At 64.6% G+C, this 22,513-nt stretch carries 21 protein-coding genes; all 21 read left to right on the top strand.

The window, feature by feature from the left end:
- Positions 1-43: 43 nt before the first annotated feature.
- The gene (gene aroB, locus MHX63_RS00805) at positions 44-1,150 is read left to right on the top strand and encodes a 3-dehydroquinate synthase (protein WP_239386774.1); all 1,107 of its coding nucleotides are present in this window, start codon (positions 44-46) and stop codon (positions 1,148-1,150) included.
- 46 nt (positions 1,151-1,196) lie between these two features.
- Positions 1,197-1,649 (top strand): type II 3-dehydroquinate dehydratase, encoded by a 453-nt coding sequence (aroQ, locus tag MHX63_RS00800; RefSeq protein WP_239386773.1) that lies wholly within the window; start codon positions 1,197-1,199, stop codon positions 1,647-1,649.
- Between the two features lie 38 nt (positions 1,650-1,687).
- Complete coding sequence (locus tag MHX63_RS00795; protein WP_239386771.1) at positions 1,688-2,764, top strand: Xaa-Pro peptidase family protein; 1,077 nt, start codon at positions 1,688-1,690, stop codon at positions 2,762-2,764.
- A gap of 75 nt (positions 2,765-2,839) precedes the next feature.
- Positions 2,840-3,403 carry an elongation factor P gene (gene efp, locus MHX63_RS00790; RefSeq protein WP_239386770.1) on the top strand — a complete coding sequence of 188 codons (564 nt, stop codon included), beginning with the start codon at positions 2,840-2,842 and terminating at the stop codon, positions 3,401-3,403.
- A 21-nt stretch (positions 3,404-3,424) separates the two neighbouring features.
- Positions 3,425-4,051, top strand: coding sequence for a transcription antitermination factor NusB (gene nusB, locus MHX63_RS00785; protein WP_239386769.1), 627 nt, complete (start codon positions 3,425-3,427; stop codon positions 4,049-4,051).
- Positions 4,052-4,121: 70 nt separating this feature from the next.
- Positions 4,122-4,709, top strand: coding sequence for a bifunctional pyr operon transcriptional regulator/uracil phosphoribosyltransferase PyrR (pyrR, locus tag MHX63_RS00780; RefSeq protein ID WP_239386767.1), 588 nt, complete (start codon positions 4,122-4,124; stop codon positions 4,707-4,709).
- Between the two features lie 3 nt (positions 4,710-4,712).
- Positions 4,713-5,648: an aspartate carbamoyltransferase catalytic subunit gene (locus MHX63_RS00775; RefSeq protein ID WP_239386765.1), complete on the top strand. Its 936-nt coding sequence runs from the start codon at positions 4,713-4,715 to the stop codon at positions 5,646-5,648.
- Positions 5,649-5,654: 6 nt separating this feature from the next.
- Complete coding sequence (locus tag MHX63_RS00770; RefSeq protein WP_370643943.1) at positions 5,655-7,055, top strand: dihydroorotase; 1,401 nt, start codon at positions 5,655-5,657, stop codon at positions 7,053-7,055.
- Between the two features lie 68 nt (positions 7,056-7,123).
- Entirely contained in the window at positions 7,124-8,260 is a 1,137-nt protein-coding gene (gene carA / locus MHX63_RS00765) for a glutamine-hydrolyzing carbamoyl-phosphate synthase small subunit (RefSeq protein ID WP_239386763.1), read from the top strand.
- Between the two features lie 68 nt (positions 8,261-8,328).
- A complete protein-coding gene (gene carB / locus MHX63_RS00760; RefSeq protein ID WP_239386761.1) occupies positions 8,329-11,694 on the top strand; it encodes a carbamoyl-phosphate synthase large subunit in 3,366 nt (1,121 codons plus the stop codon).
- Positions 11,691-12,545 carry an orotidine-5'-phosphate decarboxylase gene (pyrF, locus tag MHX63_RS00755; RefSeq protein WP_370643942.1) on the top strand — a complete coding sequence of 285 codons (855 nt, stop codon included), beginning with the start codon at positions 11,691-11,693 and terminating at the stop codon, positions 12,543-12,545. The genes carB and pyrF overlap by 4 nt, the downstream gene beginning before the upstream one ends.
- A gap of 291 nt (positions 12,546-12,836) precedes the next feature.
- Complete coding sequence (gene mihF, locus MHX63_RS00750; RefSeq protein ID WP_239386759.1) at positions 12,837-13,157, top strand: integration host factor, actinobacterial type; 321 nt, start codon at positions 12,837-12,839, stop codon at positions 13,155-13,157.
- 2 nt (positions 13,158-13,159) lie between these two features.
- Positions 13,160-13,726 (top strand): guanylate kinase, encoded by a 567-nt coding sequence (gmk, locus tag MHX63_RS00745; RefSeq protein WP_239386757.1) that lies wholly within the window; start codon positions 13,160-13,162, stop codon positions 13,724-13,726.
- 96 nt (positions 13,727-13,822) lie between these two features.
- Complete coding sequence (gene rpoZ, locus MHX63_RS00740) at positions 13,823-14,104, top strand: DNA-directed RNA polymerase subunit omega (RefSeq protein WP_034988049.1); 282 nt, start codon at positions 13,823-13,825, stop codon at positions 14,102-14,104.
- 20 nt (positions 14,105-14,124) lie between these two features.
- A complete protein-coding gene (coaBC, locus tag MHX63_RS00735; protein ID WP_239386755.1) occupies positions 14,125-15,381 on the top strand; it encodes a bifunctional phosphopantothenoylcysteine decarboxylase/phosphopantothenate--cysteine ligase CoaBC in 1,257 nt (418 codons plus the stop codon).
- A gap of 94 nt (positions 15,382-15,475) precedes the next feature.
- Positions 15,476-16,702, top strand: a complete 1,227-nt coding sequence (gene metK / locus MHX63_RS00730) for a methionine adenosyltransferase (RefSeq protein WP_239386753.1) — start codon at positions 15,476-15,478, stop codon at positions 16,700-16,702.
- A gap of 21 nt (positions 16,703-16,723) precedes the next feature.
- On the top strand, positions 16,724-18,787 hold the full coding sequence (locus tag MHX63_RS00725; RefSeq protein ID WP_370643941.1) for a primosomal protein N': 2,064 nt from the start codon (positions 16,724-16,726) through the stop codon (positions 18,785-18,787).
- Positions 18,788-18,798: 11 nt separating this feature from the next.
- Positions 18,799-19,305: a peptide deformylase gene (gene def / locus MHX63_RS00720; RefSeq protein WP_239386751.1), complete on the top strand. Its 507-nt coding sequence runs from the start codon at positions 18,799-18,801 to the stop codon at positions 19,303-19,305.
- Entirely contained in the window at positions 19,302-20,285 is a 984-nt protein-coding gene (gene fmt / locus MHX63_RS00715) for a methionyl-tRNA formyltransferase (RefSeq protein WP_239386750.1), read from the top strand. Before def ends, fmt begins: the two co-directional genes overlap by 4 nt.
- A 4-nt stretch (positions 20,286-20,289) precedes the next feature.
- Positions 20,290-21,831 carry an RsmB/NOP family class I SAM-dependent RNA methyltransferase gene (locus MHX63_RS00710; RefSeq protein ID WP_239386749.1) on the top strand — a complete coding sequence of 514 codons (1,542 nt, stop codon included), beginning with the start codon at positions 20,290-20,292 and terminating at the stop codon, positions 21,829-21,831.
- Between the two features lie 13 nt (positions 21,832-21,844).
- Complete coding sequence (gene rpe / locus MHX63_RS00705; RefSeq protein WP_239386748.1) at positions 21,845-22,513, top strand: ribulose-phosphate 3-epimerase; 669 nt, start codon at positions 21,845-21,847, stop codon at positions 22,511-22,513.

Raw genomic sequence — 22,513 nt, 5'->3', positions numbered from 1 at the left:
CGGACCCAGTAATCAGAACCCCACATAAGGATCTTCTCCAACCATGACCAAAGCACAGTCCGCAGGCTTTCAGCAGCAGCGCATCAAAGTGGCCTCCCAGTCGCCCTACGAGGTGGTCATCGACCGCGGCATCGATTTCGCCACCGAGGAGATCCTAAAGGCCGCGGGAACCACCGCAAATTATTTGATCATCCACCAGCCCGCCCTTGCTGACCGCGCCGCCGAACTGTCCAAGCGCCTCACCGATGCCGGCTACGCCGTGCACACCCACCAGATCCAGGACGCAGAATCGGCGAAGACAGCGCAGTCCGCCGCCGAGTGCTGGGATGTCTGCGCGGAGGTTGGCCTGACTCGCGCCGACACTATTGTTGGTCTCGGCGGCGGTGCTGCCACGGATCTGGCCGGCTTCATCGCCGCCACCTGGATGCGCGGGATCAAGGTCGTGCACTATCCCACCACCTTGTTGGCCATGGTGGACGCCGCCGTCGGTGGCAAGACCGGCATCAACACTCTCGCCGGCAAGAACCTGGTAGGGGCCTTCCACGAGCCCAGCGCTGTCATCGTCGACCTCGAGGTCCTGGAAACCCTTCCGGAAGCAGAGATGGTCGCCGGTTCGGCGGAGATCGTCAAGGCGGGCTTCATTGCGGACACCCAGATCCTGGACATCTACGAGGCCAACCCGCAGGCCGCGTTGGATCCTCACGGTAGTCTGCCAGAGCTGATCGCTCGCGCCATCCAGGTGAAGGCGGACGTTGTGGCGGTGGATCTGAAGGAATCCAGTCTGCGCGAGATCCTCAACTACGGCCACACTTACGGCCATGCCGTCGAACACCACGAGGACTACCGCTGGCGCCACGGTCAAGCCGTTGCCGTGGGCATGATCTTCGAGGCGGAGTTAGCAAAAGCTGCTGGGCTGCTGGGCGAGGAGGACGTTCGGCGTCACCGCGACATCCTAAACTCGGTAGGTTTGGCGACCAGCTACGACGGCGCCGAGCTCGACGAGCTGCTCGCGGCGATGGGCCGCGACAAGAAGAACAAAGGCGGCAAGATCCGCTTCGTGGTGCTCGAGCAGATCGGCAAGCCCACCCGCCTGGAAGGCCCAAGCGAGGAGCTGCTGCGCGCGGCCTACGCCGCTAGCGTGGAAGCCTAAAAGAGCCGATAGCCAGCTAGCGACAACCAACTAGGAGGAGACAACGATGAATACGGAACAGCCCCAGGCGCCGAAGGTGTGCGTGGTTAACGGCCCGAACCTAAACCGCCTGGGTAAGCGCCAGCCGGAGGTCTACGGCACCACGACGTTGGCCGACGTGGAGGACCTGCTGGCCCGCGAGGCGGCGTCCCTGGGCATCGAAGTCGACTTCTTCCAGTCCAACCACGAGGGCGAGCTGCTGGATCGCATCCACCGCGCCGCCGACGAAGCGGCCGCGGTAATCATCAACCCCGGTGGCTTTACCCACACGTCCGTGGCGCTGCGCGACGCACTGGCGGAAATCGCCGACGGAGCGGGCTTCGTAGAGGTGCACATCTCGAACGTGCATGCACGCGAGGAGTTCCGCCACCACAGCTACCTAAGCCCCCTGGCCAGCGGAGTGATCGCCGGCCTGGGGATCTACGGTTACGTCGCCGCCCTGCGGTTCTTCGCACAGTAGTCACTGCTAGTTACTGTTGAAGGGAAGTTGGAGAGTTTATGTCTAGAAAATTTTTTGACGCCTACCGCACCCGCCGCAACCAGGCCACAGTAAAGATCCAGGACTCCGCGCACACGGCCCTGCTGATCAGTGACCTGAAAAACGTCCGCTACCTGACCGGTTTCTCCGGCTCCAACGCGCTTATGGTGATCCGCGAAGACGGCCAGCACCTCCTGCTGACGGACGGGCGCTACGACACGCAGATCCGACTGGAAACCGGCGAGCCGGAAGACGTCGCCATTGAAATCGGCGGCCAGCTGTTTGAGTGCGCCGCCGAGTTTGCGGGGAAGGATTTTGCCGTGGAGCCCAGCTTGGACTACGGGCAAGCCCGTGCCCTGGACAACCCACCGGTACTTACCTCGGTGGTGGAGGACCTGCGCCTGGTCAAGGACGAACTGGAGATCGAGGCTCTGGCCGCAGCCGGTGAGCTGGCCGATAGCGTGTGGCGCTCGTTCATTGAGGACGATGGAATCCGCGAGGGCATCACCGAAATTCAGGCGGCGGCGGAGCTAGAGTTCCAGCTGCGCACTGCCGGAGCCGACGGGCTGAGCTTCGACACGATCCTCGCCAGTGGCTCAAACGCCGCCAAGCCGCATGCGGGCGTCTCCCGCGACAGAATTGTTCCCGGCCTGGTGACCGTGGACTTCGGGGTGTACCTCGACGGCTACGCCTCCGACCAGACTCGCACTGTGTGCGTGGGCGAGCCCGACGAGCTTTCCCGCGAGCTTTACGATGTGGTCTACCGCGCCCAGAAGGCCGGCGAGGCGATCCTGGCACCAGGTGTGGCGCTACGCAACGTGGATGCCGCCTGCCGCGACGTCATTACTGAGGCCGGCTACGGAGATTTCTTCGTGCACTCCACAGGACACGGCGTGGGCCTCGACGTGCATGAGGCCCCGCGGGCAGCGGCGGGCGTCAATCCCGAAGAAGAGCTAGTGGAAGGCATGACCGTGACGGTCGAGCCGGGCATCTACATCCCCGGCAAGACGGGGCTGCGCATAGAGAACACGTACGTCATCACCGCCGACGGGGCGCGTAGCTTCAACGCCTCGCCGACGGAACTCATCGTCGTTTAGGTTTGGCCGGCTGCTAGACTGTAGCAGCCAAAAAATTCTTTACTCGCAATCGCAATCTCAATAAGGAGACCATTCGTGGCAACCACCGCTGACTTCAAGAACGGCCTTGTGCTCAAGGTTGATGGCAAGCTCCAGCAGATCGTCGAATTCCAGCACGTCAAGCCGGGCAAGGGGCCCGCATTCGTGCGCACGAAGCTCAAGGATGTCGTCTCCGGCAAGACCATCGACAAGACCTGGAACGCGGGCGTGAAGGTAGAGACCGCTACCGTGGACCGCCGCGACATGACTTACTTGTACAACGACGGCACCAGCTTCGTGCTGATGGATGAGAAGACCTACGACCAGATCGAGCTGGCCCCGCACCTGATGGGCGAGGGCGCGAAGTTCCTGCTGGAAAACACCAGCGTCCAGGTTTCTTTCTACGAGAGCGAGCCGCTGTTCGCTGAACTGCCGGTATCCGTGGAGCTGAAGATCGAGCACACCGACCCGGGTCTGCAGGGCGACCGCTCGACCGGCGGTTCCAAGCCCGCCACCTTGGAGACCGGCGCGGAGATCCAGGTGCCGCTGTTCCTCGAGACCGGCAACGTCGTTAAGGTGGACACCCGCACGGGCGAGTACCTGTCCCGCGTAAACAACTAAGGCAGCGACTGTTTTTCACCCATGACTGAAGAACGTACAGCTGATAGCAACGCTGCTAAGGCGGTTAAGGCCGCTTCCTTCAAGCGCCACGGCTCGCGCTACAAGGCGCGCCGGCGCGCGGTGGACATCCTGTTCGAGGCCGAGTTTCGCGACATCGATCCGGTGGAGATCGTCGAGGAGCGCATTACGCTGGCGAAGGATTCGGCGAACCAGGTCAAGCCCGTGCCGGAGTACACCCAGCAGATTGTGCCCGGCGTGGCGACGAACCTGGATGCGCTGGACGAGGCCATCGCCCTGCATCTGTCCAGTGATTGGCAGCTGGGTCGCCTGCCGGCCGTCGACCGCGCGGTGCTGCGGGTGGCGGCGTGGGAGCTGAAGTTCAACGACGACGTGCCCCCGCAGGTGGCCGTGGTCGAGGGAGTGGAGCTGGCTAGCGAGTACTCCCACGACAAGGCACCCAGCTACATCCACGCGGTGCTGGACGGCATCAATAAGGATCTGCAGCTGCAGACGGATATGCAGATCGCCGATGCGGCGGCCGCTCAGAGGGCCGAGCGAGCGGAGCAGACTGAGTCGGCCGGAACCGAGGAGTCCGACGAGTTGGACGGGCTGCTCGACGGGGTCATCAAAGAGTCCGGCGAAGCGTGATAGACTTCTAGTCGTCAAAAAGTAGACATCCTTTAACGGACCGCACAGAGAGGCGGGAAAGGAGGTCACGATGAACTCGACGGCTGGGGAAGCTGGCGTCACCCTACTCGACGCAGATCAAGTTTCCCGTACTGTCGCGCGCATCGCGCACCAGATTATTGAAAAGACGGCGCTGGATGGGGAAGACCCCCGGCGCGTAGTTCTACTTGGCATTCCATCGGGGGGAGTGCCGCTTGCGGCCCGCCTGGCCGAGAAGATTCAACACTTCACGGGGGTTGAGGTGTTCCAGGGTTCCCTGGACATCACCCTGTACCGCGACGACCTGCGCAACACCACGCACCGAGCGCTTAAGCCCACCAAGGTTCCCGCGGAGGGGATTGATGACGCCATCGTCGTCCTGGTCGACGACGTCCTTTACAGTGGCCGTTCCATCCGCGCGGCACTCGATGCGCTGACGGACATTGGCCGGCCCTATGCCGTACAGGTCGCGGTGCTGATCGACCGCGGTCACCGCAAGCTGCCGATCCGCGCGGACTACGTGGGCAAGAACATTCCGACCGCGGCTGACGAGGACGTGACGGTGAACCTCGCGGAGCTGGACGGGGTAGACAACGTGGTGCTGACCCGCAGGCCAGGCACTGGGGAAGTGAGCAACTAAGCCATGAAGCACCTGATTAGCATTGCCGATCTGAACAAGTCCGAGATCTTAGGCCTGATGGACGAGGCTGACCGCTTCGCCGAGGCGCTAGAGGGTCGCGAGATGAAGAAGCTGCCTACTCTGCGCGGCCGCACGATCTTCACCCTGTTCTACGAGAACTCCACCCGCACGCGATCTTCCTTCGAGACCGCGGGCAAGTGGATGAGCGCGGACGTCATCAACATCTCCGCCTCCAGCTCTTCCGTAAAGAAGGGCGAGTCCCTGCGCGATACCGCGCTGACCCTGAAGGCCGTGGGAGCCGACGCGATCATCATGCGCCATCCGTCCTCCGGTGCGGCTCGGCAGGTGGCCGGTTGGTTGGACGATACGGCCATCATCAACGCAGGTGACGGTTCCAACCAGCACCCCACCCAGGCTCTTTTGGACGCCACCACGATGCGCAACCGCATCGGGGAGATTAGCGGCAAGAAAGTAGTGATCGTCGGGGATATCCTGCACTCCCGCGTTGCTCGGTCAAATGCGCAGCTGCTCACGACCCTCGGCGCGGAGGTGGTGTTCGTGGCACCTCCAACCTTGGTGCCGCTGGGTATTGAGCACTGGGGCGCAGAGCCGGATAGCGTGTGCGTTAGCTACGACTTCGACAGCGAGATCGCCGACGCGGACGTTGTGATGATGCTGCGTGTCCAGGCTGAGCGCATGCACGGCGGCTTCTTCCCCTCACACCGCGAATACGCCACCCGCTACGGCCTTTCCCAGGCACGCGCGGAGCGTATGAAGGAAGGCGCGATCATCATGCACCCGGGCCCGATGCTGCGCGGCATGGAGATCAATTACGACGTTGCCGATGCCCCGCAGACCGTGGTGTTGAACCAGGTAACCGCGGGCGTGCACGTGCGCATGGCGGTGCTGTTCACCCTGCTAGTTGGGGAAGAGGGCTAGGCGCACATGGCCCAGACACATAAGAAGACTTTCGACGAAGGAGCTTTGACCATGACCTCCGAGTACCCGGCCACCGGCGAGCTGGCGAGCCACCCCACCGGCGCGGATCATGCAGTGCTGCTGCGCGGCGTGTTGCTGTACGGCGAGGGGGAGAAGCAGGACGTGCTGATCCAGGATGGCGTGATCGCCGAGATCGGCGCTGACCTCGCCGGTTCCGCCCCACAGGGCGCGGAGGTGCTGGACCTGGACGGCCAGGTGCTGCTGCCTGGCCTGGTGGACATGCACGTTCATCTGCGCGAGCCGGGCCGCGAGGATACCGAGACTATCGCCACCGGCTCGGCGGCTGCCGCCCAGGGCGGTTTCACGGCGGTGTTCACTATGGCGAATACCGCGCCCGTCACGGACAACCCCGCCATCGCGGAGATGGTGTGGTTCAAGGGTCAGAACACGAACCTGTGCGACGTGCACCCGGTCGGCTCGATCTCGAAGGGGTTGGAGGGCAAGGAGCTCACGGAGTTCGGCATGATGGCCGATTCCGATGCGAAGGTGCGTATGTTCTCCGACGACGGCAAGTGTGTCGACGACCCCCGCCTGATGCGCCGCGCGATCGAATACTCCAAGGGTATGGACGTGCTGCTGGCCCAGCACTGCGAGGAGCCCCGCCTGACCGAAGGCGCCGTGGCTCACGAGGGTGAGACCGCCGCCCGGTTGGGCCTGGGTGGCTGGCCGCGCGTGGCTGAGGAATCCATCGTCGCCCGCGATGCCATCATGGCTCGAGACTACGGCGGCCGCCTGCACATCTGCCACGCCTCCACCGAGGGAACTGTGGAGCTGCTGCGCTGGGCTAAAGCCCAGGACATCCCGCTTACCGCGGAAGTCACCCCGCACCACCTGCTGCTCACCGATGCGCGGCTGGAGACCTACGACGGCGTGAACCGCGTGAACCCGCCTTTACGCGAGCAGCGCGACGTGGAGGCTCTGCGCACCGCCCTGATCGACGGCACCGTCGACTGCGTGGCCACCGACCACGCCCCGCACGGCTCCGAGGACAAGTGCTGCGAATTCGACCAGGCTCGTCCCGGCATGCTGGGAATTGAGACCTCGCTGGCGCTGATCGCCAAGATCTTCGTCATCGATGGCGACGAGGACTGGCACTTCGTCGCCAAGGTTATGTCCGAGCGCCCGGCGGAGATCACCAAGCTGCCCGGCCACGGCCGCCCGATCGCGGTAGGGGAGCCGGCGAACCTGTGCGCGGTGGACGTGAACCAGAAGTGGACGGCGCACGGAAAGGACATGGCCTCCAAGGCCGACAACACCCCGTACGAGGGCATGGAGATGCCGGTCAAGGTGACCACCACGCTGTTGCGAGGCAAGGTGACCTGCAAGAACGGCTCAGCAGTGAACTAAGTACCCACGAGTGGGCGTCAATACAAAAGAACCAAACACAACAGCTAAGAGTTAAGGAAACAAGCACAATGAGCTACACGCCAGCAGCACTGGTTCTCGCCGACGGGAAGATCTTCCGCGGCCGCGCATTTGGCGCGACGGGCCGCACCCTGGGCGAGGCGGTGTTCACCACAGCCATGACCGGCTACCAGGAGACCATGACCGACCCGTCCTACCACCGTCAGATCGTAGTGGCGACCGCCCCGCAGATCGGGAACACGGGCTGGAACGACGAGGATTCCGAGTCCCGCGGAGACAAGATCTGGGTCGCCGGCCTGGTTATCCGCGACCTGTCCCGCTCCGTGAGCAACTGGCGCGCCGACCGCAGCCTGACTGACGAGATGGAGGTTCAGGGCATCATCGGTATCCAGAACGTCGACACCCGCGCCATCGTGCGCCACCTGCGCGACAAGGGCTCGGTCGCCGCGGGCATCTTTAGCGGTGACGCCCTCACCTCCGACGAGGAGATGCTCAGCCAGGTGCAGTCCCAGCCCTCTATGGCGGGTGCGGATCTCTCCGCCGACGTCAGCACCGACGAGCTGTACGTGGTGGAGCCGGAAGGGGAGACCAAGTACACCGTCATCGCGTACGACATGGGCATCAAGACGAACACCCCGCGCGAGTTCTCCAAGCGCGGCGTGCGCAGCGTGGTCGTGCCTTCAAACACCAGCTTCGAAGAGATGCAGAAGCTGATGGAAGAGTACAACGCTACCGGCGTGTTCATCTCCAATGGCCCGGGCGACCCGGCAACCGCCGACGCAACGGTGGAGGAGCTGAAGAAAATCCTGGAGGCTAAGATTCCTTTCTTCGGCATTTGCTTCGGCAACCAGCTGCTCGGCCGCGCGCTGGGCATGGAGACCTACAAGCTGAAGTTCGGCCACCGCGGCACCAACGTGCCGGTGCTGGACCACCAGACCGGCCGGATCGACATCACCGCGCAGAACCACGGCTTCGCCCTGAAGGGCAAGGCGCTGGAGAAGTTCGACACCCCGTTCGGCGAGGCGCAGGTTACGCACACCTGCCTGAACGACGACGTCGTCGAGGGCGTGGCACTGCTGGACGGCAGCGCATTCTCCGTCCAATACCACCCGGAATCGGCAGCCGGCCCGCACGACGCAAACCCACTGTTCGATAAGTTCTTCGCGAACCTCGAGAAGAATTGCTAACGCCGCAGAGCAAATCAACAGAGCCAAGTTAAGCAACAGCCAGCAACACTGAACTAAAGGGAAAACCAATGCCACGTCGCGAAGACATCAACCACGTACTCGTCATCGGCTCCGGCCCGATCGTCATCGGCCAGGCCTGCGAGTTCGACTACTCCGGCACCCAGGCCTGCCGTGTGCTCAAGGAAGAGGGCCTGCGCGTTACGCTGATCAACTCCAACCCGGCGACGATCATGACGGATCCGGAGTTCGCCGATAACACCTACATCGAGCCGATCGCCCCGAAGTACATTGAGAAGATCTTCCAGGAGCAGCAGGCCGCCGGCCACAAGATAGACGCAGTCCTGGCGACTCTGGGCGGCCAGACCGCGCTGAACGCTGCTATCCAGCTGGACCGCCTGGGCATCCTCGACAAGTACGGCGTGGAGCTGATCGGTGCGGACATCGACGCCATCGAGCGCGGTGAAGACCGCCAGAAGTTCAAGGACATCGTGGCGAAGATCGGCGGCGATTCCGCCCGCTCCCGCGTGTGCCACAACATGGACGAGGTTCACGAGACGGTCGCCGAGCTGGGCCTGCCGGTCGTCGTGCGCCCGTCGTTCACCATGGGTGGCCTGGGTTCCGGCCTGGCCTTCAACGAAAAAGACCTGGAGCGCATCGCCGGCGGCGGCCTGGCTGCCTCGCCGGAGGCCAATGTTCTGATTGAGGAGTCCATCCTCGGCTGGAAGGAATTCGAGCTGGAGTTGATGCGCGACGGCAAGGACAACGTCGTGATCGTCTGCTCCATTGAGAACGTGGATGCGCTGGGCGTGCACACCGGCGACTCCATGACCGTCGCCCCGAGCATGACTTTGACCGACCGCGAGTACCAGGTGATGCGCGACCAGGGCATCGCCATCCTGCGCGAAGTCGGAGTGGATACCGGCGGCTGCAACATCCAGTTCGCTGTGAACCCGAAGGACGGGCGCATCATCACCATCGAGATGAACCCGCGCGTGTCCCGCTCCTCCGCCCTGGCCTCCAAGGCCACCGGCTTTCCGATCGCCAAGCTGGCTGCCAAGCTGGCCATCGGCTACACCCTGGACGAGGTTCGCAACGACATCACCGAGGTCACCCCGGCAGCCTTCGAGCCGACCCTGGACTACGTGATCGTCAAGGCCCCGCGCTTCGCCTTCGAGAAGTTCCCCGGCGCCGACGACACTCTGACCACCACTATGAAGTCCGTCGGTGAGGCCATGGCTGTCGGCCGCAATTACATCACGGGCCTGAACAAGGTCATGCGTTCCCTGGAGACCAAGCAGGCCGGCTTCTGGACGGTCCCGGACGAGGAGTTCGCCGGCGAGCGCGCTACCGACAAGGAAGCAGTGCTGGAGGATCTGAAGCGTCCGACCGAGGGCCGCATGTACGACGTGGAGCTGGCCCTGCGCTTGGGAGCCACCGTCGAGGAAGTCTATGCAGCTTCCGGCATTGACCCCTGGTTCCTGCACGAGCTCGCCGGTCTGGTAGAGTTCCGCAGCCGTCTTATTGACGCCCCAGTCTTGGACGTCGACCTGCTCCGCGAAGCGAAGTACATGGGTCTGTCGGATAAGCAGATTGCAGCGCTGCGCCCAGAACTGGCGGGCGAGGACGGCGTGCGCGCCCTGCGCTGGGCACAGGGCATCCGCCCGGTTTTCAAGACCGTAGACACTTGCGCCGCTGAATTCGAGGCGAAGACCCCGTACCACTACAGCTCCTATGAGCTGGATCCGGCCGCAGAGTCCGAGGTTGCCCCGCAGCCGGACAAGAAGAAGGTGCTGATCCTGGGCTCTGGCCCGAACCGCATTGGCCAGGGCATCGAGTTCGACTATTCCTGCGTGCACGCCGCCCTGGAGCTGTCCCGCGTGGGCTATGAGACCGTCATGGTCAACTGCAACCCGGAGACCGTCTCTACGGACTACGACACCGCCGACCGCCTGTACTTCGAGCCGCTTACCTTTGAGGACGTCATGGAGGTCTACCACGCTGAAGCCGAGTCCGGCGAGATCGCAGGCGTAATCGTGCAGCTGGGCGGCCAGACTCCGCTGGGCCTGGCGCAGCGGCTGGCCGACGCTGGAGTGCCGGTCGTTGGCACCTCCCCGGAGGCCATCAACCTGGCCGAGGACCGCGGCGAGTTCGGCAAGGTTCTGGAACAGGCCGCCCTGCCAGCTCCAGAGTTCGGCACCGCCACCAGCGTGGAGGAGGCCCACGACGTGGCCGCCCGCATCGGCTTCCCGGTACTGGTGCGCCCGTCTTACGTGCTGGGCGGCCGCGGCATGGAGATCGTCTACGATGACGAAAGCCTTTCCGACTACATTCAGCGCGCCACCGAGATCACCAACGACCACCCGGTCCTGGTGGACCGCTTCCTGGACTCCGCCATCGAGATCGACGTCGACGCCCTGTGCGACGGCGAACACGTGTACCTGGCCGGCGTGATGGAGCACATCGAGGAGGCCGGTATCCACTCCGGCGACTCCGCCTGTGCGATCCCGCCGATGACCCTGGGCGCCGAGGACATCGACAAGGTGCGCAAGGCCACCGCCAAGCTGGCTCATGGCATCGGTGTGAAGGGCCTGATGAACGTCCAGTTCGCTTTGAAGGACGACATCCTCTACGTCATCGAAGCCAACCCGCGTGCTTCCCGCACCGTGCCCTTCGTCTCGAAGGCCACGGGCGTGCAGCTGTCCAAGGCCGCCGCGCGCATCATGCTGGGCACCAGCATCCCGGATCTGATCGAGGAGGGCATCCTGCCGCACGACCGCGACGGCGGATCCCTGCCGCAGGGCCACCCGATCGCAGTGAAGGAGGCCGTGATGCCCTTCAACCGCTTCCGCAGCCCGGAGGGCCACGTGCTGGATTCCTTGCTGAGCCCCGAGATGAAGTCCACCGGCGAAGTTATGGGCCTGGACGACGACTTCGGCACCGCCTTTGCAAAGTCCCAGGAAGCCACCGGCGATCTGCCGACCGAGGGCACCGTGTTCGTCTCCGTGGCCAACCGTGACAAGCGCACATTGATCCTGCCGATCCAGCGCCTGCACTCGCTGGGCTTCAAGATCCTGGCAACCCAGGGCACTGCCGCCATGCTGCGTCGCAACGGCGTGGAGTGCGAGGTCGTGGCCAAGATTTCCGACGAGCGCCGCGCTGCCGCGGAGAACACCCCGCTGGTGGATGCCAACGGCGAGCCGCTGCGCACAGTGGGCGATTGGATCAAGGAGGGCGATGTCGACCTGATCCTGAATACGCCGGCTGGTTCCGCCGGGGCACGTCACGATGGCTACGACATCCGCTCCGCTGCGGTGAACATGGGTGTGCCGTGCGTGACCACCGTCCAGGGTGCCGTTGCAGCCGTGCAGGGCATCGAAGCTCTGCAGGGCGCCGAGCCGACCGTGCGCGCCATCCAGGAGGTCGATCACTCGTGACCGCGAGTGCGAGTCCGGTAGCCCGCCCAACCTTCGGGGAGCGCTTCCTGGAGCGTTCCCAGCAGTTCGGGCAGCTTTGCGTCGGCATGGATCCGCACGTGGGCATCCTGGAGGCCTGGGGACTGAAGGCGGATGTCTCTGGCCTGGAAGCCTTCAGCAAGACTTGCGTGGAGGCATTCGCGGACGTCGCCTGCGTGGTCAAACCCCAGGTGGCCTTCTACGAGCAGTTCGGTTCGGCGGGGTTGGCTGTGCTTGAGCGTTCCATCGCGGAGCTGCGGAAGGCAGGGGTGTTGGTGATCGCCGACGCCAAGCGAGGCGACATTGGCTCGACCATGGCCGGGTACGCGCGGGCATGGTTGGATCCGGAATCCCCGCTGTGCAGCGACGCTGTGACCGTATCCCCGTGGTTAGGCTTCGACTCCCTGCGCCCCGTCATCGACCTCGGGGAGCGGCACGGTCGGGGAGTGATCGTCCTGGCTGCTACTTCGAATCCGGAGGCGCGGGGGCTGCAACGATCTCACTTCGACGACACAGACACGAACTTGGCCCAATACATCGTGGACCGTGTGGCCACGGAGAACGCCCAGCATTCCGGTGCCGGCAACCTCGGCGTGGTAGTCGGCGCTACGCTGGCTGAGCCACCACGGCTGGATCAGGTGGGCGGCATGGTTCTGATGCCGGGTGTCGGCGCCCAAGGAGGCACCATGGACGATGTGAGACGTATCGCCGGGGGAGACCAGACGGCGTCACTAGTCTCGCCCAACGTATCCCGCGGTGTACTGCACGCAGGGCCTAGAGTTGCAGACCTACGCAACGCCGTAGCAGAGCAGGCGGCAACCCTACGGCTCTAGCAGGGGCTTTTGCTGTTCCTCATGGATTCAGGTGTTACACTGATATCCATTGTTTGAAACCTGTTCACAAAGCGTGCCGCCTGCACATATAGGTGGCTCGGTCGAAGCGTGTACAGTAGTCGAAAACATGAATCTGAATAATGAATTTCGGTGTGTCAGCTTGGCATTTTTAACCGAGAGGATTTAATATCCAGCGTTGCTTGGAATACCGTTTGGTCTCTACAGCATGCTGGTTCCAGACCAGAGAAACTTTCCATCATTTAAGACGAGAAAAATTTAACGGAGGCACCCGTGGCACTTCCCCAGTTGACCGATGAGCAGCGCGCAGCAGCGCTGAAGAAGGCAGCCGAGGCACGCAAGGCACGCGCAGAACTGCGCGAGAAGCTGAAGCGTGGCGGCACCGACCTGAAGCAGGTCCTGAAGGACGCCGAGACCGACGAGACCCTGGGCAAGATGAAGGTTTCCGCCCTGCTGGTTTCCCTGCCGAAGGTTGGCAAGGTGAAGGCCAAGGAGATCATGGAGGAGCTGGAGATCGCTGAGACCCGTCGCATCCGCGGCCTGGGTGACCGTCAGCGCCGTGCCCTGCTGGAGCACTTCGGTTTCGAGGAATAGTCTTGAGCCCGGACCTGAATAGCGGACGGATCGTCGTCATGGCAGGGCCTTCGGCGGTGGGGAAGTCCACCGTCGTGCGCCGCCTGCGCACCGACGTTCCGGACCTGTTTTTCAGCGTGTCCATGACCACCCGCGACCCGCGTCCCGGCGAGATCGACGGCGAGGACTACATCTACGTCACCCGCGAACAGTTCGAACAGAACATTGCGGCAGACAAGATGCTGGAATGGGCGGAGATCCACGGAGGCCTACAGCTTTCCGGCACGCCGCGCGAGCCTATCGAAAAGGCGCTGGCTGATTCCCGTCCTGTGCTTGTCGAGGTCGATCTCGAGGGCGCACGTAACGTGAAGAAGATGCTGCCCGAGGTGCAGACTGTCTTCTTGGCTCCGCCGTCGTGGGAGGAGCTGGTTGACCGCCTGACCGGCCGTGGCACTGAGACTCAGGACGTCATCGAGCGTCGCCTGCAGACTGCGAAGGTCGAGATGGCCTCACAGTCCGAGTTTGACCACGTGGTTGTGAACGACGACGTGGATAAGGCCGTGGCGGCCATCAGAGAGATCCTCCGCTAGTCGAGACGCAGAAGGGGCCGTGGCACACACGCCAGTCCCGCGCTTTAAAGAACTAAATACATAATCAAACAACCCACCAAAGAAAAGGTGAATACCGTGGAAAACCAGGACGTGAATGCGAACGACAGCGTATTCGATCCTCCTGTAGGCATCACCAATCCACCGATCGACGAGCTGCTGACGAAGGTTTCCTCCAAGTACGCTTTGGTCATCTTTGCCGCTAAGCGCGCACGTCAGATCAACGACTACTTCCAGACGGTCGACGAGGGCGTCTTCGAGTTCGTCGGACCTCTGGTGACCCCGGATGTTCACGAGAAGCCGCTGTCCATCGCCCTGCGCGAGATTAACCGGGATCTGTTGGAACACACCGAGGGTTAAACCAGCTAGGCTGATTCGTTGTGAACGTTGCATCAGCTGAATTGAACACCAAGCCGCTCCGCGTCGTTATCGGCGTAGGGGGCGGCATTGCTGCGTATAAGGCCGCTCACTTGGTTCGCTACTTCACCGAACGCGGCCACCAGGTGCGGGTGATTCCCACTCGCTCGGCATTGAACTTTGTGGGTGCCGCCACCTTCGAGGCTCTTTCGGGCCAGCCTGTGGCGACCGATGTTTTTGACGCCGTGGACGAGGTACAGCACGTCCGTCTGGGGCAGGAGGCCGACCTGATTGTCGTGGCTCCGGCCACCGCAGACCTGATGACCCGGATCGCCCACGGGCGTGCCGACGATCTGCTCACAGCCAGCTGCCTGGTTGCCACTTGCCCCGTGGTGCTGGCTCCGGCGATGCACACCGAGATGTGGCTGAACCCGGCGACCGTGGACAACGTTGCAACACTGCGTCGCCACGGCCTGACGGTGCTGGATCCCGCTTACGGGCGGCTCACGGGCAAGGATACTGGCGCCGGGCGGCTGCCGGAGCCGGAGCAGATCGGCGAGCTGGCGCTCACCGTTTTAGCAGATCGCGACGCCTTTACCCGCGATCTGGAGGGCAAGAAGGTGGTCATCAGTGCCGGCGGCACCCACGAGCCGTTGGACCCCGTGCGCTACCTCGGCAACGCATCCTCGGGCCGCCAAGGCTACGCATTGGCCGAAGTTGCCGCCCAGCGCGGCGCCGAGGTCACCCTGGTGGCCGGTGTGACCGAGAACCTGCCCACTCCCATCGGCGCCGACGTCGTGCGTGTGAAGACCGCCTGCGAGATGCAGCAGGCCGTCATGGAGCACGCATCCAATGCCGACGTTGTAGTCATGGCCGCGGCGGTTGCCGACTACCGCCCGGCAGAGGTGGCGGGGTCGAAGATGAAGAAAGGCTCGGAAGCTGACCTGTCGACCATCCAACTGACCGAGAACCCGGACATTCTCGTGGGCGTGGTTGAAGCACGCAGACGGGGAGACGTGGCGTCCACAACAAAGATCGTGGGCTTCGCGGCAGAAACCGGCGACGAAAACAGTTCCCCGCTCGACTTCGCCCGCAAGAAGCTCGAAAAGAAGGGCTGCGACCTGCTGATGTGCAACGCAGTCGGCGACGGCAAGGTTTTCGGGCAACCGGATAGCTCGGGCTGGATTCTGCGCCCAGACGGGGAAGTCATCGAAGTTCCACAAGGCCCGAAGACCGGGGTCGCTGCAGCGATCTGGAGAGCTGTGTGCGAGACTCTTTAGACAGCTACGTGACAAATACAGACAGCTTGGTCTAGTATGTGTCCATTGACTTAGAAGTCTTAAGCAATTCGAACTTACAAAAGGAAAAATCCACGTGTCTTTGCGCCTGTTTAGTAGCGAGTCCGTCACCGAAGGGCACCCCGACAAGATCTGCGATGCGATCTCCGACAAGATCCTCGACGCACTGATTGCTAAGGACCCCGAGGCGCGCGTGGCCGTTGAGACCGTCGTGACCACCGGCCTGGTGCACGTCGTCGGCGAGATTCGCACCACCACCTACGTAGAGATCCCCGCGCTGGTGCGCAAGACACTGCTAGAGATCGGCTTCAACAGCTCCGACATGGGCTTCGACGGATCCACCTGTGGTGTTAGCGTGGCCATCGGCGAGCAGTCCCAGGAGATTGCCCAGGGTGTAGACACCGCTCTCGAACACCGCTCGCACGACGCGGAAGGCGGCACGGAGCTGGACGAGATCGACCGCCTGGGCGCCGGCGATCAGGGTCTGATGTTCGGCTACGCGACCAACGAAACCCCGGAGTACATGCCGTTGCCCATCGCGCTGGCGCACCGCCTGTCCCGTCGCCTCACGGAGGTACGCAAGAATGGCATCGTCCCGCACCTGCGCCCCGATGGCAAAACCCAGGTCACCTTCGCCTACGACGCAGAAGGCGCCCCGGTGCGACTGGATACCGTCGTGGTGTCCACCCAGCACGACGCGGGCATCGAGCAGGAGTGGCTGCACGAGCAGATCCGCACCCACGTTGTCCAGCACGTGCTGGACGAAGCGGGTCTAAGCGGCAATCTGGCGGACACCGACTACACACTGCTGGTGAACCCCTCCGGCTCCTTTGTACTGGGGGGACCGATGGGCGACGCGGGCCTGACAGGTCGCAAGATCATCGTCGACACCTACGGCGGCATGGCCCGCCACGGCGGCGGAGCATTCTCCGGAAAGGATCCGAGCAAGGTGGATCGCTCTGGTGCCTACGCTATGCGCTGGGTCGCCAAGAACATCGTCGCCGCCGGCCTGGCCGACCGCGCGGAGGTGCAGGTGGCCTACGCAATCGGACGCGCGACCCCGGTGGGCCTGTACGTGGAGACCTTCGGCACCGAGAAGGCACCGGTCGAGGCGATCCAGGATGCCGTTCGCCAGGTGTTCGACCTGCGCCCGGCTGCGATCCTGCAGGAGCTGGACCTGAAGCGCCCGATCTATGCCCAGACCAGCGCCTATGGCCACTTTGGACGCACTGACCTGGACCTGCCGTGGGAGCGCACCGACAAGGTGGATGCACTGCAGAAGGCCGTCAACGCAGCACAGTAGGTTAAGCAGGTTATAAGCACCGTGGACCATCCCGTCGCCCGCGTATTGCCGATGCTCGGCGTGCCGCACCTTGACCGGCTTTTCGACTACGCGGTGCCCGCGGACATGGACGCGCATGCCCAGCCGGGGGTGCGCGTCCGCGTTCGCTTTTCAGGCCGTTTGGTCGACGCTTTCGTTATCGAGCGCCGCCGCCGGAGCGACCATCCCGGCGAGTTGCGGCAGTTGGAGCGCGTAATCAGCCCCATCAAGGTGTTGCCGAAGCCCCTGTGGGAGCTCGTGAACACCCTGGCCGAGCGCTACGCGGGCGTGCGTTCGGATATCTTGCGCTCCGTCGTGCCCTCCCGCCATGCTTCGGCCGAAAAAGCGGGGTTGTTCGCCGACGGCGCGGCCTGGGTAGATCTCGGGGCCAAGCTGCAATCTGTCGAGCAGGCCGCCGCCGATTCCTACGCCGCCGCCGTGGAGGCTTTGGCGCCCTACACTCACGGCGCGGCGTACCTGTCCGCGCTCGTCGAGGGCAAGGCCGCGCGTGCTTGTTTATTGACGCCCCCAGGCCGCGACATCCCCACCCTCATCGCGGCAATCACCGCCGCCGTGGCCTGGAATACGCAGGGAAGTGTGCTGGTGGTGGCTCCCAACCAACGCTTGGTGGATCGACTGGTGGCGGGGCTGAAAGAGTACATGAACCCCGCCCAGGTGATGGAGCTGACGGCACAGGTGGGGCCGAATGCGCGCTATCGCCGCTACCTCTCAGTCCTCGCGGGCCAGGCGCGCGTGGTGGTGGGCACGCGCTCTGCGGCTCTGCTGCCCGTCGTCGCGCCCCGCCTGATGGTGCTGGTAGGCGAGGCTGACGACAACTTGGTGGATCCTCGCGCCCCGTACATTCACGCGCGAGAGGCGCTGGCGTTGCACGCCCAGCGCACCGGGGCTGGGCTACTGATCGCCGGGGTGCATCGCTCGGCTGAGGTGCAGCAATGGGTGGATAACGGGCTGGTGTATCCGCTGCTGCCCACGCGAGAGGTACTGCACGAGGTGATGCCGTGGATCCGGGGTATGGGGGAGACCGACAGCGCGACGGAGAGGGAGCTCCACGCGCCCGGGGCGCGCATTCCCTCCATGGGCTTCGAGGCGCTACGCGAGTGCGTGAATAACGGCGTGCCCGCGTTGGTGCAGGTTCCACGGCGGGGATACGCGCCCGCGCTGGCGTGTGCGAAGTGCCGCACGCCCGCCCGCTGCCGGCACTGCAACGGCCCTTTGGAGTTGCCCACGAGCGCCGAGGCTGCCCCGCCGCGCTGTCGCTGGTGCGGGCTGACCGCCGGACTGTTTACGTGTTCCGCCTGCGGCAACCACAGCGTGCGGCTGTCCGTTATCGGCCACGACCGGACGGTGGAGGAGCTGGGGCGGGCATTCCCCGGGGTGCCGATCATTGCCAGCGGCGGCAAGCACGTGGTGGATAGCGTGCGGCTGCGCAAAAGTATCGTGGTGGCCACCCCTGGCGCAGAACCCACCGTGGAGGGTGGCCTGTATGGCGCCGCGATCTTGGTGGACCCGTGGATCCTGCTGGGAAGGCAGGATCTCCGCGCCGCGGAGACCGCGCTGCGGCACTGGATGGAGGCCGCCGCCCTCGTCGCACCACGGAGCCAGGGCGGCAAGGTGGTCTTCGCCGGGGCAGCGAACCTGTCAACGGCTCAACAACTGATCCGCTGGGATCCCGTCGGATCTGCGCGCGCAGAGCTGGCGCACCGGGCCGAGGCCGCCTTCCCACCCGCCTTTAGCGTGGCCGCGATCGACGGCACCACCTCTGCCATCGAAGCGCTCGAGGCGGCGTGGCACTTGCCCGAAGGCGCGGAGACGCTGGGGCCGGTGGAGCTGCCACCCGGCGTGCGCCTGCCCGCGGGGATCGACCCCCACGACCCGCAGGCCAGAAGGTCCGCACGCAGGCTGCTGGTGCGCGTGCCCGCCGACCAGCGGATACCCCTCGGCCAGGCCTTGCGCAGCGCGCAGTCGGTGCGGACCATCCACCGGGGCTCTCGAGCTGCCCAACCGGAGGCCTTGCGGGTTGTCATGGATCCCGTGCGCATCGGTTAGGGTTAATAACCATGACCGTGCTTAACATGCGCTACTTCGGGGACCCGGTACTCAAGACCGTGGCGGACCCCGTCAAGCCAGAACAGATCCAGGATGCCGGAACCCGGCGGCTGGTCGAGGACATGCTGGAGACCATGGATCACTACGGGGGAGTGGGCCTGGCCGCCAACCAGATCGGCATCACCCGTCGCATCTTCGTTTTTGACTGCGACGGCGACCGCGGCCACGTGATCAACCCCACCTGGGTGGCCGTGGGCGAGGAGACCCAGACCGGCGGCGAGGGCTGCCTTTCCATCCCCAACGTCCACGGAGACGTCACCCGCGCCCAGCACGTGCGCCTGCGCGGGGTGACCGTGGACGGCGAGCAGGTGGATCGGGAGGTCACGGACCTTATGGCCCGTTGCGTGCAGCACGAAACCGACCACCTGGACGGAGTGCTGTTCATTCAGCATCTTTCAACCGAACAGCGCCGCGAGGCAATGAAGCAGATCCGCGAATCGGAGTGGTTTAAGCAGTGAAGATCGTCTTTGCCGGAACCCCGGAGCCGGCCGCCGTGGCCCTCGAGCACCTCATCGCCGATGAGCGCATAGAGGTCGTTGCGGTGGTTACCCAGCCGGACGCCAAGAGGGGGCGCGGCCGTAGCCTGCGCCCATCGAAGGTCGCGAAGGTCGCCGCGGAGGCCGCCATCCCGACCTACAAGTGGCCGAGCCTCAAGGCCGGAACTGAATCTGGTGACGAGGCCCGCGCCGTACTGGGGGACCTTGCATCGCAGGGGGTAACCGCAGCCGCGGTCGTGGCCTACGGCAACCTGATCCCCAAGGACATCCTCGGCGTCTTTGAGCACGGCTGGGTGAACCTGCACTACTCGCTGCTTCCACGCTGGCGCGGTGCCGCGCCCGTGCAAGCCGCCCTGGCGGCGGGCGACGAGACCACTGGCGCCTCCATCTTCCGCATCGAGGAAGGCCTGGACACCGGGCCCGTTGCCGCCCAGCTGACACAGACAATCGGCCTGGAGGACACCGCCGACGACCTGCTGGCCAGCCTGACCTACGCAGGTCGGGAACTGCTGGCCGATACGCTCATCGCCATGGACGAAGGCACGGCCGAGCTTTCTCCGCAGGAAGATTCGCAGGCCACCCACGCACCGAAGATTCACCCCACGGACGCCCAGATCGACTGGTCCCAACCGGCCAAGCTAATCCAGCGCGTTGCCCGCGCCCACACCCCGGCACCCGGTGCGTGGACTCTCCTGGACGGCCAGCGATACAAGATCGGGATGCTGCTGCCCAGTAACACAGAAGAGGTCACTGGCCTTGCGGCTGGCAAAGTGGTGGCGTCACCAAGAAAGGTTTTCGTCGGCACCGGCACCGACCCGCTAGAGATCACGCGCATCCAGCCGCCCGGCAAAAAGATGATGGAAGCCGCAGCGTGGGCGCGCGGGCAGCAAGAACTGCTGGCGGGCCGCCCGACGTTCAGCGCGCGGGAGACGGGGGAGTAAGGCCATGGGAGGCTTCAGGTCTCGTTCCGAATCCGCCCGCAGTGGCGAGGGACAGCGCCAAAAGGCGACGGGCTACCAGCAGCGCCGACCCGAGCACAAGCAGCGAAAGAGCAAGTCGCGGGGCTCCGGCGACAAGGTGCGCGACGTGGTTTTCGGCGTGCTGCGCGATGTCACGGTCGACGGTGCCTTCGGCAACCTCGCACTGCCCAAGGCGCTGCGGGAGGCGAGCATCAAGGGTCGCGACGCCGCATTTGCGACCGAGCTGACCTATGGCACCCTGCGGGCGCGGGGGTTGCTGGACGCGATCATCGAAGACGCGGCCGGCCGCAAGATCGAGAAGATCGACTCGGTGGCGCTGGACGCCCTGCGACTGGGCGCGTACCAGATCCTGCGCACGCGGGTGGAAAACCACGCCGCGGTGAACACCTCGGTGGAGTTGGTGAAAGCCTTCGGAGCAGGCCAGGCCTCCGGGTTCGTCAATGGCGTGCTGCGCGCGCTGACCCGCAAGAAGCCAGAGACATGGATCGAGCGCGTGGCGCCCGGCGACAGCCTGGCCGACCTAGCCCTGCGCAACGCGCACCCCGAGTGGATCGCCGAGGTCTTCGCCGACGCGCTGGGCGTGGACCCCGCGACTGATGCCGGCCGCGCCGAGCTCAAGCGCACCCTGGCGGCCGACGACGCCCGCCCGATCGTGCACCTGGCCGCCCGCCCCGGGCAGATCAGTGGCGAGGAACTGGCGCTGATCAGCGGCGGCACGGAAGGCAAGTTCTCTCCCTATGCGGTGTACCTGGACGAGGGCGCCCCAGGCGAAATCGCCCCGGTGCGCGAGGGGATGGCCAGCGTTCAGGACGAAGGCTCCCAGCTGATCGGCCTGGCCACCACCCGCGTTACCGTCGCTGATAGCCTGCCCGCCCGCTGGTTGGACCTGTGCGCGGGCCCGGGCGGCAAGACCGCCTTTATCGCCTCAGTGGCCATGTCGGAGCAGGCCACCGTGGATGCAATCGAGATCGCAGATCACCGCGCCAAGCTGATAGAGCAGACAACCCGCGACCTGCCCGTTCGCGTGCACGTCGGCGATGGCCGCAAGCTGGAGGCCATCGGCGACCTGGATGCCCCGGAGGGCGGCTTCGCGCGCGTGCTTATCGACGCGCCATGTTCCGGCCTGGGCGCGCTGCGCCGCCGCCCGGAAGCCCGCTGGACCAAGGATCCGCAGGACGTCGCCCCGCTGGTCACGCTGCAGCGCGAGCTGCTGGTCAGCGGGCTTGCAGCCACCGCCGCCGGGGGCGTGGTGATCTACTCCACCTGCTCGCCGCACCCCAAGGAAACCTCCGAGGTCGTCCGCTCCGTCGCAGCCCGCACAGGCGCGGAAATCCTGGACGTCACTGAGTTCCTGCCCGAGCTGGCTGATACGAACACCGCCCAGACCGCCCCGTTTGTACAGCTCTGGCCGCACATCCACGGCACGGACGCGATGTTTTTCGCTGCCCTGCGCCCCGCCAGCAACAGCACAAGCACAGACACAAGCACAAGCACTAGCCAAGAGTGAGGAAGACCAACCCATGTCCGATTCCCGCACCCCGCTGATCGCCCCGTCCATCCTCGCCGTCGACTTCGCCAACCTGGCCCAGGAGGTTGCCCGCGTGCCGAACGCCGACTGGCTGCACATCGACGTGATGGACAATCACTTCGTCCCGAACCTTTCCTTCGGCCTGCCCGTGGCCAAGTCCCTGCTGCCGCACACGGACAAGCACCTGGACGTGCACCTCATGATCGAGAACCCGGAGAAGTGGGCGGAGGACTACGCCGACGATTTTCACTCCGTGACCTTCCACTTGGAGGCCGTCGCGGACGTCGATACCGCCATCGCCCTGGCTGACAAGCTGCGCGGTCACGGCACGATGGCGGGCATCTCCATCAAGCCCAACACCCCGGTGGAGCCGCTGCTGGACCACCTGGATCGCTTCGACCTCGTGCTCGTCATGAGCGTGGAGCCTGGCTTCGGCGGCCAGAAGTTCATGCCCGAGGTGCTGGATAAGGTCCGCGCGCTGCGCAGCCGGATCGATGCCGACGGCCTGGATACCCTCATCGAGATCGACGGTGGCATTGGGGCTGAGACCGCCGCCGAGTCCGCCGCCGCGGGCGTGGATGTGTTCGTCGCTGGTTCCAGTGTGTTTGGCAAGCCGGACCCCGCCGCGGCGGTCGATGAGATCCGCGCCAGCGCCAAGTAG

Source organism: Corynebacterium sp. ACRQK, assembly GCF_022345965.1.
GTDB lineage: Bacteria > Actinomycetota > Actinomycetes > Mycobacteriales > Mycobacteriaceae > Corynebacterium.
This window is presented reverse-complemented; position numbering and strand designations above follow the sequence as displayed.